The organism is Ruegeria sp. HKCCD7255 (assembly GCF_013031565.1).
In the GTDB taxonomy this organism is placed as follows: Bacteria; Pseudomonadota; Alphaproteobacteria; order Rhodobacterales; family Rhodobacteraceae; genus Ruegeria.
In genome coordinates, this window is the sequence record NZ_WQAG01000014.1 from 61,089 (window position 1) to 76,902 (window position 15,814).

The 15,814-nt window shown below is 55.7% G+C and carries 13 protein-coding genes; 5 read left to right on the plus strand and 8 right to left on the minus strand.

What is annotated here, in order from left to right; all coding sequences use genetic code 11:
- Window positions 1–315: 315 nt before the first annotated feature.
- The 3 genes from GOX45_RS19700 to GOX45_RS19710 are packed head-to-tail and all read right to left on the minus strand — an operon-like array spanning window position 316 to window position 4,241.
- Window positions 316–1,266: a PP2C family serine/threonine-protein phosphatase gene (locus GOX45_RS19700; protein WP_171103286.1), complete on the minus strand. Its 951-nt coding sequence runs from the start codon at window positions 1,264–1,266 to the stop codon at window positions 316–318.
- A complete protein-coding gene (locus GOX45_RS22355) occupies window positions 1,250–1,939 on the minus strand; it encodes an FHA domain-containing protein (protein ID WP_171103288.1) in 690 nt (229 codons plus the stop codon). The genes GOX45_RS19700 and GOX45_RS22355 overlap by 17 nt, the downstream gene beginning before the upstream one ends.
- Before the next feature lie 25 nt (window positions 1,940–1,964).
- The gene (locus tag GOX45_RS19710; RefSeq protein ID WP_171103290.1) at window positions 1,965–4,241 is read right to left on the minus strand and encodes a serine/threonine-protein kinase; all 2,277 of its coding nucleotides are present in this window, start codon (window positions 4,239–4,241) and stop codon (window positions 1,965–1,967) included.
- A 776-nt stretch (window positions 4,242–5,017) separates the two neighbouring features.
- Between GOX45_RS19710 and GOX45_RS19715 the strand changes: the two genes are divergently transcribed.
- From GOX45_RS19715 to GOX45_RS19735, 5 genes are read left to right on the plus strand one after another with little or no spacing between them, the layout of a single operon-like run.
- Complete coding sequence (locus GOX45_RS19715) at window positions 5,018–6,592, plus strand: ABC transporter substrate-binding protein (protein WP_171103292.1); 1,575 nt, start codon at window positions 5,018–5,020, stop codon at window positions 6,590–6,592.
- A gap of 57 nt (window positions 6,593–6,649) precedes the next feature.
- Window positions 6,650–8,203 carry an ABC transporter substrate-binding protein gene (locus GOX45_RS19720; protein WP_171103294.1) on the plus strand — a complete coding sequence of 518 codons (1,554 nt, stop codon included), beginning with the start codon at window positions 6,650–6,652 and terminating at the stop codon, window positions 8,201–8,203.
- Complete coding sequence (locus GOX45_RS19725) at window positions 8,204–9,172, plus strand: ABC transporter permease (RefSeq protein WP_171103295.1); 969 nt, start codon at window positions 8,204–8,206, stop codon at window positions 9,170–9,172.
- On the plus strand, window positions 9,169–10,083 hold the full coding sequence (locus GOX45_RS19730; protein WP_171103297.1) for an ABC transporter permease: 915 nt from the start codon (window positions 9,169–9,171) through the stop codon (window positions 10,081–10,083). Before GOX45_RS19725 ends, GOX45_RS19730 begins: the two co-directional genes overlap by 4 nt.
- Window positions 10,080–11,768 (plus strand): ABC transporter ATP-binding protein, encoded by a 1,689-nt coding sequence (locus GOX45_RS19735; protein WP_171103299.1) that lies wholly within the window; start codon window positions 10,080–10,082, stop codon window positions 11,766–11,768. Before GOX45_RS19730 ends, GOX45_RS19735 begins: the two co-directional genes overlap by 4 nt.
- Window positions 11,769–11,830: 62 nt before the next feature.
- Here the strand turns inward: GOX45_RS19735 and GOX45_RS19740 are convergent, their stop codons facing one another.
- The 5 genes from GOX45_RS19740 to GOX45_RS19760 form a co-directional block, all read right to left on the minus strand.
- Window positions 11,831–12,196 carry a hypothetical protein gene (locus GOX45_RS19740; RefSeq protein ID WP_171103301.1) on the minus strand — a complete coding sequence of 122 codons (366 nt, stop codon included), beginning with the start codon at window positions 12,194–12,196 and terminating at the stop codon, window positions 11,831–11,833.
- A gap of 104 nt (window positions 12,197–12,300) precedes the next feature.
- Complete coding sequence (locus GOX45_RS19745; RefSeq protein WP_171103302.1) at window positions 12,301–13,260, minus strand: AraC family transcriptional regulator; 960 nt, start codon at window positions 13,258–13,260, stop codon at window positions 12,301–12,303.
- 122 nt (window positions 13,261–13,382) lie between these two features.
- Window positions 13,383–14,018: a class II aldolase/adducin family protein gene (locus GOX45_RS19750; protein ID WP_171103303.1), complete on the minus strand. Its 636-nt coding sequence runs from the start codon at window positions 14,016–14,018 to the stop codon at window positions 13,383–13,385.
- A 161-nt stretch (window positions 14,019–14,179) separates the two neighbouring features.
- On the minus strand, window positions 14,180–14,836 hold the full coding sequence (locus GOX45_RS19755) for a TetR/AcrR family transcriptional regulator (RefSeq protein ID WP_254446100.1): 657 nt from the start codon (window positions 14,834–14,836) through the stop codon (window positions 14,180–14,182).
- Window positions 14,736–15,812, minus strand: a complete 1,077-nt coding sequence (locus tag GOX45_RS19760; RefSeq protein ID WP_171103304.1) for an NAD(P)/FAD-dependent oxidoreductase — start codon at window positions 15,810–15,812, stop codon at window positions 14,736–14,738. The genes GOX45_RS19755 and GOX45_RS19760 overlap by 101 nt, the downstream gene beginning before the upstream one ends.
- Between the last annotated feature and the right edge of the window lie 2 nt (window positions 15,813–15,814).

Here is a 15,814-nt window from a genome sequence, read left to right on the forward strand (position 1 = left end):
CAAGATGCTGCACTCTGTTTCGAATGCAGAAACCCGGGGATCCCATTGGTTGACCCACATCGGCTTCGATTGTGGATCAGGGGGTTGCTGCGGGAGAAAGATTGGAAGTCTTAGCATTCCCCGATGTACAGAATCTGACAGATGTCTGAGTGGTGGAAGATGTTCTGCATGTTGTTAATTCATGGGTTCTCTTGCGATTTCGCCAAGACGCGTTAATCGCAACGCGTTTAGGACCCTAATCCCCACTTTTGGCTCGGATACCAAGACAAAAAAAGGGCCCGCATGCAGGCCCCATTTTGAGAGTTATCAAGCGTTCTAACCAGATCGGGCGTGCTTGAACTCCGGTTGATCCGCCGGTTCGTTCGAGCCAGCAGCAGTCTTGGCTTTGTCTTCCAGACTGACCACACGAGTAAGGCTTTGACCTTGTTCTTCAGACATGCCGATCGGTTTTTGCGTGATTTTACGCTCGACCGGTTTCATGTGGTTCAATTTGATTACCGAAAAGGACACATTATCCTGATCGGGATCATCGAGATCTGAAATCGCGTTCAACAGATGCCCTGCAATTTCTGCCGATTTCCGTCGGCGATAGCGGTGCAAGATCTTTTGCAGCATCGGCTCACCCAGGTATTGAAGCCCGTCAGAGGATACGACCACGATGTCGCCAAGCTGAAGCTCAAACGGCTTTGATGGGCAGTCAAATTTAGGAATGTTCTGACCCATGATGACTGAAGTCAGGCAGTTCCGGTCCGGGTGATTTTTGGCCAACTCGGGGCTCAGAAGACCCTGTTCTGCCATCAAATCAATCTGCGGCGCCAGCGAATGGTCTTCGTTCAACTGCTGCAGCTTGCCACCCCGCAGCAAATAGAGCGGGCTGTCACCGATGCTCATCCAATACATACGGTTTTCCGCCACAACGACAGCAACCAGTGTTGCGCCCATACCGCGAGCGCCCGGATTTTCTGAAACGTAGTCACGGATCGTGCCATTGGCCCCGGCTGTTGCGACTGCAAAGTGATCGGGTATGTCCTTTTCAGCCTCGGCAAAACTGGCTGATCGGAATTTGAGGGCGCTATACACCTCGGTCGATACGATTTTCGAAGCGACGTCTCCGGCCTCATGGCCGCCCATCCCGTCGGCCAAAACGGCAACCCCGCTATCCATGCCGAAGGGGAAATCAGTTACCAAAGCGTCTTCCTGGTAGTCGCGACCACCCTGAGACAGCCCTGAGGCGACATCATAACGCGGTTCAGGCGCTCTCCACATGTTTACGCTCCTTGTTGTTGCCGGTTTCTGCCCAGCTGAAATCAGCACCGGCCAGCATTTTGATTTTCAAAACAGTTTCACCTACAATAATTTCATCCCGGTCCTGCAAGATGACATCTGACAGAACTGGTTTTTGATTCAGACGGACAATGTTTGACTTCCCACCATGCCCCAGAAAGAACTGGTTGCTGTCTGCGTCAAAGACGAGCGAAGCATGATTATTCCGCGAAATCGTAGTGTCTCCGAAGTCCAGGGAAATCTGCTGGTCTTCGCCACGTCCGATCTGCATCAGGCCCGAGTGCAGTGGGAAGAAACGCCCCTGACCTGGACCACCGATCACCACAAGCCAGCCCACGGGGAACTGGTTTTTCGTATCCTTCGCCGCTTGCTTGCGATTGCTAATCAGATCGATCACTTGAGGTTCCGACCGTTCAAGCGCAATCAAACGGGTTTTGGCCTGTTTCTTGCGGGTAGCGGGTTTGCTCGGCTGGGGCTTTTGTTCCTTGGCTTCGGCAGGTTTAGCCGCTTTCTGAGTATGCCGGTTAACCACAGCGTGGAGCCGTTTTTTCCGTTCGGCGTCCGCCTTAGCGATTTCACTTTTGGCCGACGCGCGCTTGCGTGCGTCGTGCTTGGTATCGGATTTGGATCCAAATAGCCTCTTGAGAAAGTTCACAACATCCCCTCCGTCTGCGGATCTGTCAACGTTTACTGGTTTGCGTGGCAGTGGCCGTGACAATCGGAGCATTGCCATCAAAAGGGAAAGCCACGGCCCAGATATCTTCACCGCGCTTGACAGCGAAACTGAACGAAGTTTTCCCTTGGCCGACTTGCTCTTCCAAGATTGTCTCAACCGCATAAGGGCCGGTCAGCAACTCATTTGTTATGAGATAACCGTAGAGAATGTCGCCGGGGCGCATGTCCAGGTTCAGCTCATCGGGGACAGCCGCAACGCGTGTTATCCAGCTATCGCCCTGATAAGAAGTGTTGAACACCAAACCGTTGGAAAGCGTCACACGCTGGAAGACCGGCAAAGTCAGGGTCTGTTCCCGTGCGTCCGCAGTTGTGACACCGATGCTGACAGTTACTTCCAGGGTCGACCTATCTGAATTGGCCAGAAGCCCCTTAGTCACAGCATTGAAATCGTCCCGGCTAGCAACTGGCGTCCCATTGACGGCAAAAATGCGCATTTCACCTTTGCTCGCATCAAGCAGGCGTTCATAGGGCAGCTGCACCAAGCGCTCAGACTGCAGTCCGGCAATTTCGATATCATTCTGCGCAGGAATTTCTGGGATGATTTTGGTGTCGATAGCCGCAGGCTCGGGTTTGGCGACCGGCGTCGAAGCGGTGGGTGGGGTGTTTTCGACCGCAGCCTCAACATTTGTCGTTATCGAGGACAGATCGACCACTAGCCCGGCTGGATTAAAGAGGCTGGCCAGTTCGGTAGTGTAGTCGTCAGACGTGTTTGGTGTAACGATTTCCGAAGCGGCAACTTTTGAAGCAGGTTGGTTTGTCTCGGCCGGCTGGATTTTAGCGGCAGGAATATCTGTCGCCACTTCTGTCCGCGCGACACTTTCTGGGCTTGCAGGTACCGCTTCTGCGACAGCCAGTGCGCTGACTTCGGGTTCAGCGACAGTTTCCGGCGGCTCGGCTCTGGTCGCGTCTGCGATGGTGGGGGCCGGTGCTTCCAGCGTTGTGTCATCTGCTGGCTGGGTTTCAGAAACAGGAGACGCAGGCAGGGCAGGAGCGGTCTCAGCCTGGGATGGGGTCGCCGCAGCTACTTCGGCTGCATCTTCCGCTGTTGCCGTATTCGGCTCTGCGGTTACAGCTACGCTGTTACCTGTCAACGACCCAAGATCGAGACCACCGGGCTGGCTTGATTGATACGCGACGCCAACAGCAGCAATTGCTACAACTGCTGCGGATGCCAACAACAACCCGGTGCGGGACTTCCCTTTTTGCAACTCTTGTTGTTGTTCTGCTTTGACTTCGTTTGCCGGTTTTGGTGTGGACCCATACGCAAGAACGACGACATCAGCGGAATTCGGGGCCAGCCCTTTTATCATCGCCTGCCAATCTTCTGCACTCGCCATGCGGTCTTTGGGAAGGATAGCCAACGACTTATCAAGCGCTGCAAGGAATTTGGGGTTGTAGTCGTCGAAGCGTCCTTCCAGCGGCTGGTAAGGGTCGGGGTCGCCGGCTGCCGCAGCGGACAGGCGCGCCTGGCTGTTTGGCGGCACTTCGCCCGAAATCAAGTGATAGAAGCTGGCGCCAAGTGCGTACAGATCGCTATGCGGTCCTTGCTCACTGCCCGCGATATAGAACTCTTGCGGGCTATAGCCGTCTTTAACGACACGCATGGCGGTCAATACTCGGCTTTGTTTCGTGGCTTCTTCGCGCGCGGCGCCGAAGTCAATCAAAACCGGGCGATCGTTAAGGTCCAGCAGGATGTTGTCGGGCGAGATATCCCGGTGCAGCACATTCTGATTATGCACAAACGCGACAGCATCAAGCAAATTAGTTAAAATTTCTTCGATCAGCGCTGGAGAGAGATTGGTGTGCTTGTCTTCAATGATCTGAAGCAGGTCGCGGCCGTCGACAAAATCAAGCGCCATATACGCGGTGTTATTTTCCTCGAAAACCTGGTGCACGCCAACGATGTTGGGATGCTTGAGCTTGGCGAGGCTGCGTGCTTCACGCACAAATAGCTTTACGATCGAGGCAAGATCTTGCTGGTGCGCACGCGAACGGGCCACGACTTGAACAACCGAACGTCGGCAGAATGCTCCGGGGAAACACTCCTTGATGACAACGCGCCGATTGAGGCTGTCTTTGGCTTCGTAAGTGATCCCGAAACCTCCAGCATTCAGAAAACGTTCGATCCGAAACTGCCTGTGCATAAGCTCTGTACCGGGCTTCAGTTCGTCTACAAACGTCTGCTCTTCTTCGACGTATTCATTCTTTTTCAAGCCAGTCATTCTTCACATCCCTGCGCCCAACAACAGCGTTCAACTCACTTCTCTTGGTCCTCTTTTGAAGAGCCGAGAAAAGAGACGGAAAAATGACGTCCAAAAGGTATTAATTAGCAATAATCTGCCAAAGAGGCCAATGTTTCCATAATGCAAAACAAAGCAGGAGAGAATGCTTGGGGCGCCCTGCTATTCAGGGTTTGCTCAATTTTGCGGCGATCTGTGTCCTCTTTTCAGTCTTAGATTTGGGCGCGTTGAGAAGATACTTGGACGTTGGACCATGCTCGAATCTCAAATGCCAGCGAGACAGCTGAAAAGCTGCAGGTACCGCTATTGATGGCAAGGCTCCAAAACGAAACAGGCCCACGCGATTTGCGTGGGCCTATTGCGGTTGGACCGGTCTTTCAGTTTAAGACGTTTAGCCGAGATAGCATCGTTTGATTGTACCATTACGAGCCATGAAAAAGTCGAACCTGTGTTCACCTTTAGACGCGGCAACTCCCGGCACATCACTCAGTGTTCTATTGGGTATCAAGTCCTCGTCTCATCTGTTTCGAGCTAGGCGCTCGGAGGTTCCAACCGGCACACATCTGCGTCGTTCTTTCTTTGCGACAAGCTTATCTGACGCCGAAACTCAGGTTGTTGAATCGAACTAAATCCATACGATCGCTGATTGACATGCGTCCGCAGTTGGTATGCTATCCGCACCCATAACGTTCATAGAAATTCGTGACAGAGAATCGCGAATTCACTGCAGCTAAATGTCTGCAAAACGGGAGTAAAAAATGAAAAAACCAATGCTAGCGCTTGCGCTATTGATGACGACGACCTCGTTGGCCAGTGCGGAAACCTTGCGGTGGGCGCGGTCGGGAGATGCGCTCACGCTTGATCCACATTCGCAGAACGAAGGGCCGACACATACTGTGCGCCATCAGATGTATGAGCCACTGATTATTCGCGACACGTCTGGTGCGTTCGAAGCAGCTCTTGCCACCGATTGGGCCCCCAGCGCGGACGATCCGAACGTGTGGGTATTCAACCTGCGCCAGGGTGTGAAATTCCACGATGGAGCGGATTTCACTGCCGAGGATGTGGTGTTCAGCATCAATCGCGCGAAACAGCCAAACTCGGACATGAAAGAGCTGATCAATTCGATTGTCGAAGTGCGCGCGGTCGACGACCACACCGTCGAGATCGTGACAGATGGTCCGAACCCGATCCTGCCTGCAAACCTGACCGATCTGTTCATCATGGACAAAGACTGGACCGAAGCGAACAACACGGTCGACGTGCAGGATTTCGAAGGTGGTGAGATCACTTTTGCGACCACCAATGTGAATGGCACCGGTCCTTACAAACTGGTCAGCCGTGAACCCGACGTGAAAACCGTCATGGAGCGTAACGAGAACTATTGGGGACGCGATCAGTTTCCGATGGCGATCAGCGAGATCATCTATACTCCCATCCAAAACGATGCGACCCGCGTTGCGGCAATGCTGTCGGGTGAGGTGAACTTCCTGCAGGACATGCCGGTACAAGATCTTCAACGGGTCGATGCCGTCGATGGGTTGGTTGTTAAACAGGCCCCACAAAACCGGGTGATCTTCTTCGGGATGAACCAGGGCGCGGACGATATCGAAGCCGACAATGTTGACGGCAAGAACCCTCTGGCGGACGTACGCGTGCGTCAGGCGATGTCGAAAGCGATCAATCGCGATGCCATTCAGCAGGTTGTCATGCGTGGCCAATCTCAACCCGCCGGGATGATTGCGCCTCCGTTTGTGAACGGCTGGACGGCCGAGATGGACGCCGAAAGCAGCACTGATATCGAAGCGGCCAAGGCCTTGTTGGCCGAGGCAGGCTATGCGGACGGTTTCTCGATCCGGCTGGACTGCCCGAATGACCGCTACATCAACGATGAAGGTATCTGTCAGGCAGCAGTTGGCATGTTGGGTCAAATCGGGATCACGGTGAACCTCGACGCCAAGCCAAAAGCACAGCATTTCCCGCTGATCACCGATGGTCTGACCGATTTCTACATGCTGGGTTGGGGTGTTCCGACATATGACTCGGAATACATCTTCAACTTCCTGGTCCATGGTCGCGAGAGTGATATCGGCACTTGGAACGGTACGGGTTTCAACAGCGATGACCTCGATGCCAAGATCAAATCGCTGGCGTCCAACACGGACCTGGACGCGCGCAACAAGGATATCGCTGATATCTGGCGCGTTGTGCAGGACGAGCAGCTGTACATCCCGATCCACCATCAGGTGCTGAACTGGGGCATGGCAGAAAACCTGGCCATCGAGGTTGATCCCGAGGATCAGCCCATGGTCAAGCATTTCGGCCTGAATTAAACCTTTCTGGCGGGCCCCGACCCACGGGGTCCGTCACCATATGAAGTGGGAGCTATCATGAAACGTCTGACCACTGCCGCGCTGATGGGCGCGCTTGCCATGCCCGTTTCGGCTGAAGAATTTAAATTCGCCGTGACGACCGATCCGCAAACCATGGACCCGCACGCGGTCAACTCGGCCCCGGTGCTGGGTTTTCTGAACAATGTGTACGAAGGCCTCGTGCGTCGTGGCAAAGACATGACCATCGAGCCTGCCCTGGCGACCAGTTGGGAAACCATCGATGGCGGTGCGGGTTGGCGGTTCAAGCTGCGCGAAGGTGTGACATTTCATGATGGGTCAGAGTTCAACGCAGATGACGTGATCTTTTCGTATCAGCGCGCGTCGGACGAAAGCTCGGACACACGCAGCTGGTTTGCACCGGTCAGCGATGTGGTCAAGGTTGATGACTATACCGTTGACGTCATGACCACCGCGCCAAACCCGATCTTCCCGGACAGCATCGCCAACTGGATGATTATGGACAGTGGTTGGGCCGAGGCCAATGACGCGGCGCTGCCCGATAAAGAGGCCGGGAACTATGCCACGCTGAACGCCAACGGCACCGGTGCTTTCCGTGTGACCGCACGCGAGCCCGGGCTGCGCACGGTTCTGGAGCCCTTTGACAGTTGGTGGGATGAGGCCGAACACAACCTGACCAGCGCTGAACTGGTACCGATCCAGAACCCCGCAACCGCTCTGGCCGCGCTGCTGTCTGGGGATGTGGATTTCATCAACCCTGTACCCATTCAGGACGTCGCCCGCTTGCAGGGCAACCCGGATGTGAAAGTCATTCAGGGTATCGAGGCTCGCGTGATCATGCTGGGCTTTGACCAGAAAGAGGGTGCCAGCGAAACGGGGCAGGGCAGCTCGGATCTGTTCAAAGATGCCCGTGTGCGCGAGGCTGTGGCCAAGGCGGTAAATGTTCCGGCCATCCTTCAGACCATCATGCGCGGTAATGCCGAAGTGGCCAGCCAATTGGTCAGCCCCGCGATGCGCGGGTACTCGGCTGCAAATGCCGACCCTTACGCCTTTGATCTGGACGGTGCCAAGGCGCTGCTCGCTGAGGCCGGGGCCGAAGGGGCCGAGGTCAGCTTCAAATGCTCCAACAACCGCTATCTGAATGACGAGTCGGTCTGTCAGGCGATCACGGCCATGCTGACTCAGGCTGGTCTGAACGTGACGCTGGATGCGATGCCGGTCCAGAATTATTGGCCGGAACTGCGCGCCGACAACTTTGATATGTACCTGTTGGGTTGGTCGCCGGGCACGTTCGATGCTGAACATCCCGTGCGCTTTCTTGCCTCGACTCCAAATGAGGAAAAGAAGTTGGGGTCCTGGAACTTTGGCGGCTACTCGAACGCGCGCGTGGATGAGCTTTTGCCCTTGATCCAGTCCGAGATCGATGAGCCCAAGCGTCAGGCGATGCTGGATGAGGTTGCGGGAATACTGCAAGACGAGGTGGCTTATGTTCCGCTCTATGTCCAGCCGTTGGTCTGGGGTGCACGCAGCAATGTCGAACTGACCCAGCGTCCTGACAATTTCTTCCTGTTGCGTTGGGTCACGGTCAACTAAATGCTGTCATACATCGTCAGGCGCATTGCCCAGTCGGCGCTGGTACTTTTTGTCGTGGGCCTTGTCGCCTTTTCCATGTTCCGGTTTGTCGGTGATCCGATCGACAACATGCTGGGGCAGGAACGGACCATGGAAGATGTAGAGCGTTTGCGCGCACAGCTTGGTTTGGATCAACCGTTTCCCGTGCAATACGTCAAGTTTTTGCAAGAAGCGGTGCAAGGCAATTTTGGGGTCAGCTTTCGCCAAGGCCGCCCCGTTGCCGAAATCCTAGCCGAACGTGCTCCGGCGACGCTGGAACTGGCATTGGTCTCGGCCATCTTTGCGGTTGTCTTAGGGATTGCGCTGGGTGTGTTCACCGCCATCAAGCGCGACGGGTTTGCAGCGAACTTCATCATGTCGGCATCGCTGATCGGGGTGTCTCTGCCCACCTTCCTGATCGGAATTTTGCTGATCTACGTGTTCTCGGTCGAACTGGGCTGGCTGCCCAGCTTCGGGCGCGGCGAGGTTGTGGATTTGGGCTGGTGGAATACTGGGCTGCTGACGGCCAGCGGTCTTAAGGCGCTGATCCTGCCGGCAATCACGCTTGGCCTCTATCAGATGACTCTGATCATGCGTCTGGTGCGATCCGAAATGCTCGAGGTATTGAGACAGGACTATGTTCGTTTTGCCCGTGCAAGGGGCCTAAGCGATCGGACCATCAACTTTCGCCATGCCTTGAAAAACACGATGGTGCCTGTCATCACAATAATCGGCCTGCAATTGGGGGCGATAATCGCCTTTGCTATCATCACCGAAACGGTGTTCCAGTGGCCGGGTCTTGGCCTCTTGTTCATCAACGCAATCCAGTTCGTCGATATCCCGGTCATGGCCGCCTATCTGATGATGATCTCGGTCATCTTCGTCACCATCAACCTTGCGGTCGACATTCTTTATGCCTTTATCGATCCGCGTCTGAGGGTCAGCGCATGAGCCGTCTGCAAACTATTCTGGACAGCGATCAGTTCTACGCGTTTCGCCGCTCGCCCGTGGCCATGGTGTCGGCTGCGGTTGCATCGTTGTTGATCCTTGCGACGGTCCTAGCACCACTGATTGCACCGACAAACCCGTTCGACCCGTCCAGCCTGAACCTGATGAACGGTTTTACACCGCCGATGCAGCCCAACGCCTTCACCGGTGAAAGCTTTTTGATGGGCACCGACGATCAGGGGCGGGATGTGTTTTCGACGATCCTCTACGGGATGCGGATATCGCTTTTTGTGGGTGTTGCCGCTGTCCTGTTTGCCATGGTGCTGGGCATCATCCTGGGCCTGTTGTCAGGCTATTTCGGCGGCTGGACCGAGACGATCATCATGCGTACCGCGGATGTGCAGCTGACGTTCCCTTCGATCCTGCTGGCCATGCTGATCTTTGGGATCGCCAAGGGCGTGACCCCGGTGGAATACCGTGACCAGATGGCCATCTGGGTGCTGATCCTGGCCATTGGCCTGTCAGATTGGGTGCAGTTTGCGCGGGTCGTGCGCGGGGCCACTTTGGTTGAAAAGAACAAAGACTATGTCGCCGCCGCGCGCATCATCGGGCAAAGCCCGTTGACCATCATGCTGCGCCATATCCTGCCCAATGTGCTGTCACCGGTTTTGGTGATCGCCACTATCTCGCTGGCGCTTGCGATTATCGCCGAGGCCACGCTCAGCTTTCTGGGCGTAGGCGCGCCGCCAACGCAACCCTCGCTGGGGACGCTCATTCGCATCGGGCAGGGGTTCCTGTTCTCGGGCGAATGGTGGATCTTGTTCTTCCCGGCCTGCACCTTGCTGGCGCTGGCGCTGAGTGTGAACCTGCTGGGCGACTGGCTGCGTGATGTTCTGAACCCGAGGCTGAAATGACCGACCCCGTTCTTTCAATCCGCAACCTGACCGTAGAAATCCCCACGCGCCATGGCGTTTTCAAACCGGTCGAGCATGTAACCTATTACCTGCATCCCGGTGAGATACGGGGCGTTGTGGGCGAAAGCGGGGCCGGCAAATCGATGACCGGCAACGCAGTGATCGGGTTGCTGGACCCTCCGGCGCATGTGTCCGAGGGTGAGGTGTGGCTGAACGGTCGCCGCATCGACGCGCTGGACGCCGAAGACAAACGCCGGATCCGGGGCAAAGAGATCGGGATGATCTTTCAGGACCCGCTGACCTCGCTCAACCCGCTTTTCACGGTGGGTGAGCAATTGGTTGAGACGATCCAGCTGCATCTGGGCCTGTCAGCGTCGGAGGCCAAAAAGCGCGCGATTGCGCTGCTCGATCGGGTCTCGATCCCAGACCCGGCAGAGCGCTTCAACCAATACCCACACCAGTTTTCCGGCGGGATGCGTCAGCGGGTGGTGATCGCGCTGGCCTTGTGCACCGAGCCCAGCGTGCTGATCGCGGACGAACCCACAACCGCTCTGGACGTGTCGGTTCAGGCGCAAGTGCTGGATCTGATCAAGGAACTGGCCAAGGAACGTCAGGTGGGTGTCATTCTTGTGACCCATGACATGGGCGTCATTGCAGACACCACTGATACGGTGACGGTCATGTATTCCGGCCAAGTGGTCGAAAGCGGCACAACCGATCAGATCCTGGGCGCGCCCACACATGATTATACCAAATCGCTGATCGCTGCGGTGCCACGGCCACATACCAAGGTCGAGCGGTTTCCCATGGTCAGCTATGGCGACCGTGTCAGCACGTTCAAGATCGACGATCTGGCAGCGCATTGGAACAAAACCGATCTGTCCAAATCCGGCAAGTTGGTTGAGGTTGAAAACATCACCAAAACCTTTTTGCAAAAGGGCGCGATTCTTCCGTCGCACAGGCAGTATTTCACCGCTGTGGATCAGGTCAGCTTTGACATCCGAGATGGCGAAGTTTTTGGACTTGTCGGCGAAAGTGGGTCGGGCAAATCAACCGTGGCTCGTATGATCGGCACGCTTTACCCCGTGGACGGTGGCCGTGTGATCTTTGACGGTGAGGATGTTACGGCCATGGGGGCCGATGCTTTGCAAGGGTACCGTCGTCAGATCCAGATGATCTTTCAGGATCCTTTCTCAAGCCTCAACCCGCGCATGAAGGTCGGTGATCTGGTCGCAGAACCCATTCATCACCACAAGATCTTACCCAAAGCCGATATCGGCCCCCGCGTGCGTGAACTGCTGGATTGGGTCGGTTTGGCAAAGGATGCCTGGCGTAAATACCCGCATGAGTTCTCAGGGGGCCAGCGCCAGCGAATTTGTATCGCTCGGGCGCTGGCGACACAGCCCAGGTTCTTGATCTGCGATGAGCCCACCAGCGCGCTTGACGTTTCGATTCAGGCGCAGATCCTTAACATCCTCAAGGACCTGCAAGACCACCTTGGCCTGACCATGTTGTTCATCAGTCACGATCTACCGGTTGTGCGCCAAATGTGCGACCGTGTAGGTGTTATGCGGCAAGGAAAGCTGGTCGAGGTTCAGGAGACAGACAAGCTCTTTAACGCACCTCAGCATCCCTACACTCAAGAACTACTGGATTTGATGCCGCGATTGAAACAGCTGGCCTGATCCACCCGTCAATTGCGAAGATTATCGGGGGGCCGCGTAGAACGCCCGGTCCCCCGTGTCGTTTAGGCGGCCGCGCCTGTTTCATCCGGTTGATGCAAGCCGACTACAAGCAGGACCGTAACGCCCAGAATGACATAATACCACATGTCGAGACCGGCAAAGCCCAGCACGAACGGAGCAAGGACAAAGACAGCACCGACCAATCCATCGACCGCTAGGTGGAGTTTATACGGCAGCACCCGGATCATACCCAGGTGATGATCGGTCAACACCGTCAGCACAAAAGCGGCGACACCTGTGATAACAGATAGCCAAAAAGCTAGCGGGTTTGAGGCGCCCAGCCCAAACAGAAAGGGCATGGCAACCAAGCTCAAAGCAACAGGATAGTCGAGATATGCGTGAATGGTTTTGGTAACGAAACGAGGCATCGTGTTTTCCTTTCTCAATCCGGTCAATATTGCCGATAACTAAGAAATACGGGGCTAGTTTCGATCTATGAATGTCCGCCCGTTCGTTTTTTCGCGCAGAACGTTCAAACTGTTGCACGGTTTGCGTTTTCGAGGCGCTTGAACCCTGCAGGGGTAAAACCGGTTTCTTTCTTGAATACGCGCGCGAAGGCGGAATCTGATGCGTATCCTACGGACTCGGCTACATCGGCGACAGTATTCAGAGGATCCAACAGCGCCTGTTTGGCAAGCTCCATACGCCAGCTTGTCACATAGTCCATGGGTGTCATGGCCATTTTCTTTTGGAAGGCCACTGCAAAGCTGGTGCGCGACATCCCCGCCGAACTTGCCAGCGTTTCAACAGTCCATGCGCGATGTGGATTCTGATGAAATGCGTCCAAGGCCTGAGCAAGGTTCTTGTCCGAAAACCCGGCCAATTTCCAATCCTCAGCCAGGTCGCTTTCAAGAAAACTGCGAATGGCTTGGGCCAGGATCGCCTCTGACATCTTCAATGCAATCAGATCGCCACCCATCCGGTGCGCTCCGGCCTCTTCGCCTATTACCCGCAACGTCGCATCCATCCATTTGCCAGCAGACTCGCCATAGTTTTTGATATGCACCAGCGGCGGCAAACGCTCGAACAGAATGTGGCGCGACTGCGCGTTGAACGAGAAATGCCCGCAGATCAATTGCGTTTCGCTCAGCGGTTGATCGTTCCCGCCATATACCAGCACCCCCGATCCGTCATAGCCGGAGTCTTCTAATACTGTCTCAAGCGGCAGAATGGTTTCCTCGGGCTTGTGACCGCAATACAGCTCATGCGGCGCGCCATGGGGGATGATGATCAGGTCGCCCTGTTCGACAGATGCCGGTTCTTCCAGCCCAGCGACCGCGACCAGACATGCACCCCGATGTGCATAGTGAAATCGCGCCACGTTTTGATGCTGAGGCACGGCCACGCCCCAGGGTTTGCTGAAGGACGTTCGGAAATACAAGGTGCCACGCATGGACAGCCGCGTGAGGATATCGCTGAGTAGGTCAAGCATGTTGGGTTTCGCGACCCTTCAATTCGTTTGTTCAGAATACTGAACGATCCGCGCGAAAAAGCCAGGTTTTTCGCGATGAACATTCTAAGATGTGATGTGTTCGCTGTGTGAAGAATACGGTGTCAGCTACTGTGGTTTTGACCGTATCCACTGATTTTCTCAAGAACCTCTTCGATCTGCTCATCGCTCAGCAGGGGCGGCTCGCCCAAAACAAGGCAGCCGTGATATTGGCGCGCAAGGGCCTCTAACTCTCCGGCCAACCAAAAGGCTTGTTCGATCGACTGACCCACAGTGATCATGCCGTGATGCGCCAGCAGGCATCCTTTACGCCCTTCAAGCGCCGCTACCGCTACCTTCGACAGGGCAGCGGTGCCATAGATCTCATACGGAGCGCATCGAATGGTCGCGCCGCCAAACGCTGCAATCATATAGTGAATGGGTGGGATTTCCTTGCCCATAATTGCCAAAGTGGTGCAATAGGTCGGATGCGCGTGAACAACAGCGTTTACATCCGGACGCTGCAGCAGAATGTCGAGGTGGAAATGCCATTCACTTGACGGGGCAAATTTGCCTGTGGCTTTGCCGTTCTGATCAACAAAGGCGATGTCTTCGGGTTGCAAACTGTCATAGGGGCGACTGGTCGGAGAGATCAGCATCCCATCCTGGTGTCTGATACTGATATTACCGCTTGTTCCCTGATTAAGCCCGCTGCTGTTCAGTGCCCTGCAATGCGCGATGATGGCTTTTCGTTTTGACATTTCTGTATCCGACAAACCGCATTCCTTTTCGGGCTCCAAGTATGCGTAACTCTGTCACGATTTAGATTATCCGTCGATGTGTCAATCCTCATGGGCGGGGCAAAGGCTTCCGGCAGACAGCTTGTTGTCAGACCGCAGCCACGCCTTTGCGAGCAGCAGCTTTACCGCAAACGGGACGTCAATATCCACAATGCACGATCGAAAGCGTCAACGTTGTTTTCAGCGCGCGCCGACAAATGCGCCCCTTCCAGCAGGGCAAGGGCGGCGCGGGCCTCGGCCACGGGATCTGACACGTCGCGGATCGAATTTTCTTGTTGGCATTGCCGGAAGACTTCAGCAAATCGGGCGACCATCATTGCGCGGAAAGCTTTGATTTTTTCGATCACGCCAATGGAGAGGCTTTCGCGGCTGCTGATCAGCGACACACACAGGCATAAGGTCGTGCCATCATTCAACGCGTCTCGATAAAGCTGGATCATGGCCTGCAACCGGTCGCGCCCAGTTTTGTGCTGAGTTTCGATCCGGTGGCACTCTTGGTCGAGCGCATTGTGGTAGCGTTCGACCAAGGCCGCTGTCAGATCCGCCTTGGTCGGGAAATGATAGTGGATCGAAGCTTTGCGAATCCCAACGACTTGCGCCAGATCAGCATAGCTGAATCCATCAAACCCTCGCGACCGCACAGCAAGCTCGGCCACATCCAGCAGCGCCGTTTTGGTATCAGAGCTCTTGTCGGGCAGGGGTTTTCCTTTCGATCCGGGCCATGGCGTTTTCTGCGGCTTCGAGGGCGCCTTCCACGTAGCCTCCGAATTGCGTGGCAACTTCGGTGCCGGCAAAGATCAGAGCGTTATCCCAAAGGCCCGACATGGCTTGTGGCAACCCATAGGCCGGATGCGCAGTCAATGGTCGCTGGTCGGTTTCAATCGCCGTATACCGGTCAAACGCCCAGTCTTTGACAAATAGCGAAATAGGGTCCGCGGCTTTGGGCCCAAACAGTCGGATCAACTGATCTTGCAGAGCCTGGTGCAGACTTGGCGCGTCTTGCCGGGCTTGCGGCGGGACGCCGATGAAGCCAAACAAAGCATAGGGTCCACCTTCTGCAGGTGAGGCATCGTGAATTTCCACCATCGGTCCGCAGCGGCTCATTGCGTCGCCCGAAAGCCCTTTCTCTCGCCAGAACGGAGTTTTGTAGACCGCAAAAGCCTTGGCCTGACCCGCCATCCAAGTGGCAATGCCTGTCATCGCAGCCTGGGTAGCTTGCGGCAGCACAGGCGAAAACGTGATCCGGCTTGCGACCCGTGGTGGCAAGGCCAACACGACTTGCTTTGCCTTGATCTCTTGTCCTGCATTACCGGTAGCGACGATCGCGTTCGGTGTACGCGTCAGGCCGACAATGGGTGTCGACTGCATAAGCCGATCCGGCTTGAGCTGTGCCGCCAATCCGTTTGTCACGGCAGCCAACCCACCTTCGACCCGATACGAGCCCTCCATCGAGGCAAAGCCTCTGCCACGCTCCACGCGGCCCTGCTCATCCTCAAAGCTGAGCGCTCCGATGCTGTATTGATCGAAACGCTCCAGCCCCAACTGGCTGATCAGCGCCGCGATCCGGGGCTGTCCGGGCCAGAACCATGAGGGGCCCAGATCAAAATAACCGGCCCCTGAATGCTCGGTCAGTATGCGGCCCCCAATCCTGTCGCGGGCTTCGACCAATAGAAAGTCGCGGCCACTTTGGGCCAGTTGCGTCGCGAGTGACAGGCCTGAAAGCCCTGCGCCGATGATGAGCGTTTCGGTCTGCATTG

What these genes read in the sequence shown, in the direction of transcription:
- GOX45_RS19745 (WP_171103302.1), bottom strand. Translation starts at nt 13,260, where the DNA reads ATGCTTGACCTACTCAGCGATATCCTCACGCGGCTGTCCATGCGTGGC.
- GOX45_RS19730 (WP_171103297.1), top strand. Translation starts at nt 9,169, where the DNA reads ATGAGCCGTCTGCAAACTATTCTGGACAGCGATCAGTTCTACGCGTTT.
- GOX45_RS19715 (WP_171103292.1), top strand. Translation starts at nt 5,018, where the DNA reads ATGAAAAAACCAATGCTAGCGCTTGCGCTATTGATGACGACGACCTCG.
- GOX45_RS19710 (WP_171103290.1), bottom strand. Translation starts at nt 4,241, where the DNA reads ATGACTGGCTTGAAAAAGAATGAATACGTCGAAGAAGAGCAGACGTTT.
- GOX45_RS19760 (WP_171103304.1), bottom strand. Translation starts at nt 15,812, where the DNA reads ATGCAGACCGAAACGCTCATCATCGGCGCAGGGCTTTCAGGCCTGTCA.
- GOX45_RS19735 (WP_171103299.1), top strand. Translation starts at nt 10,080, where the DNA reads ATGACCGACCCCGTTCTTTCAATCCGCAACCTGACCGTAGAAATCCCC.
- GOX45_RS19720 (WP_171103294.1), top strand. Translation starts at nt 6,650, where the DNA reads ATGAAACGTCTGACCACTGCCGCGCTGATGGGCGCGCTTGCCATGCCC.
- GOX45_RS19700 (WP_171103286.1), bottom strand. Translation starts at nt 1,266, where the DNA reads ATGTGGAGAGCGCCTGAACCGCGTTATGATGTCGCCTCAGGGCTGTCT.
- GOX45_RS19725 (WP_171103295.1), top strand. Translation starts at nt 8,204, where the DNA reads ATGCTGTCATACATCGTCAGGCGCATTGCCCAGTCGGCGCTGGTACTT.
- GOX45_RS19740 (WP_171103301.1), bottom strand. Translation starts at nt 12,196, where the DNA reads ATGCCTCGTTTCGTTACCAAAACCATTCACGCATATCTCGACTATCCT.
- GOX45_RS19750 (WP_171103303.1), bottom strand. Translation starts at nt 14,018, where the DNA reads ATGTCAAAACGAAAAGCCATCATCGCGCATTGCAGGGCACTGAACAGC.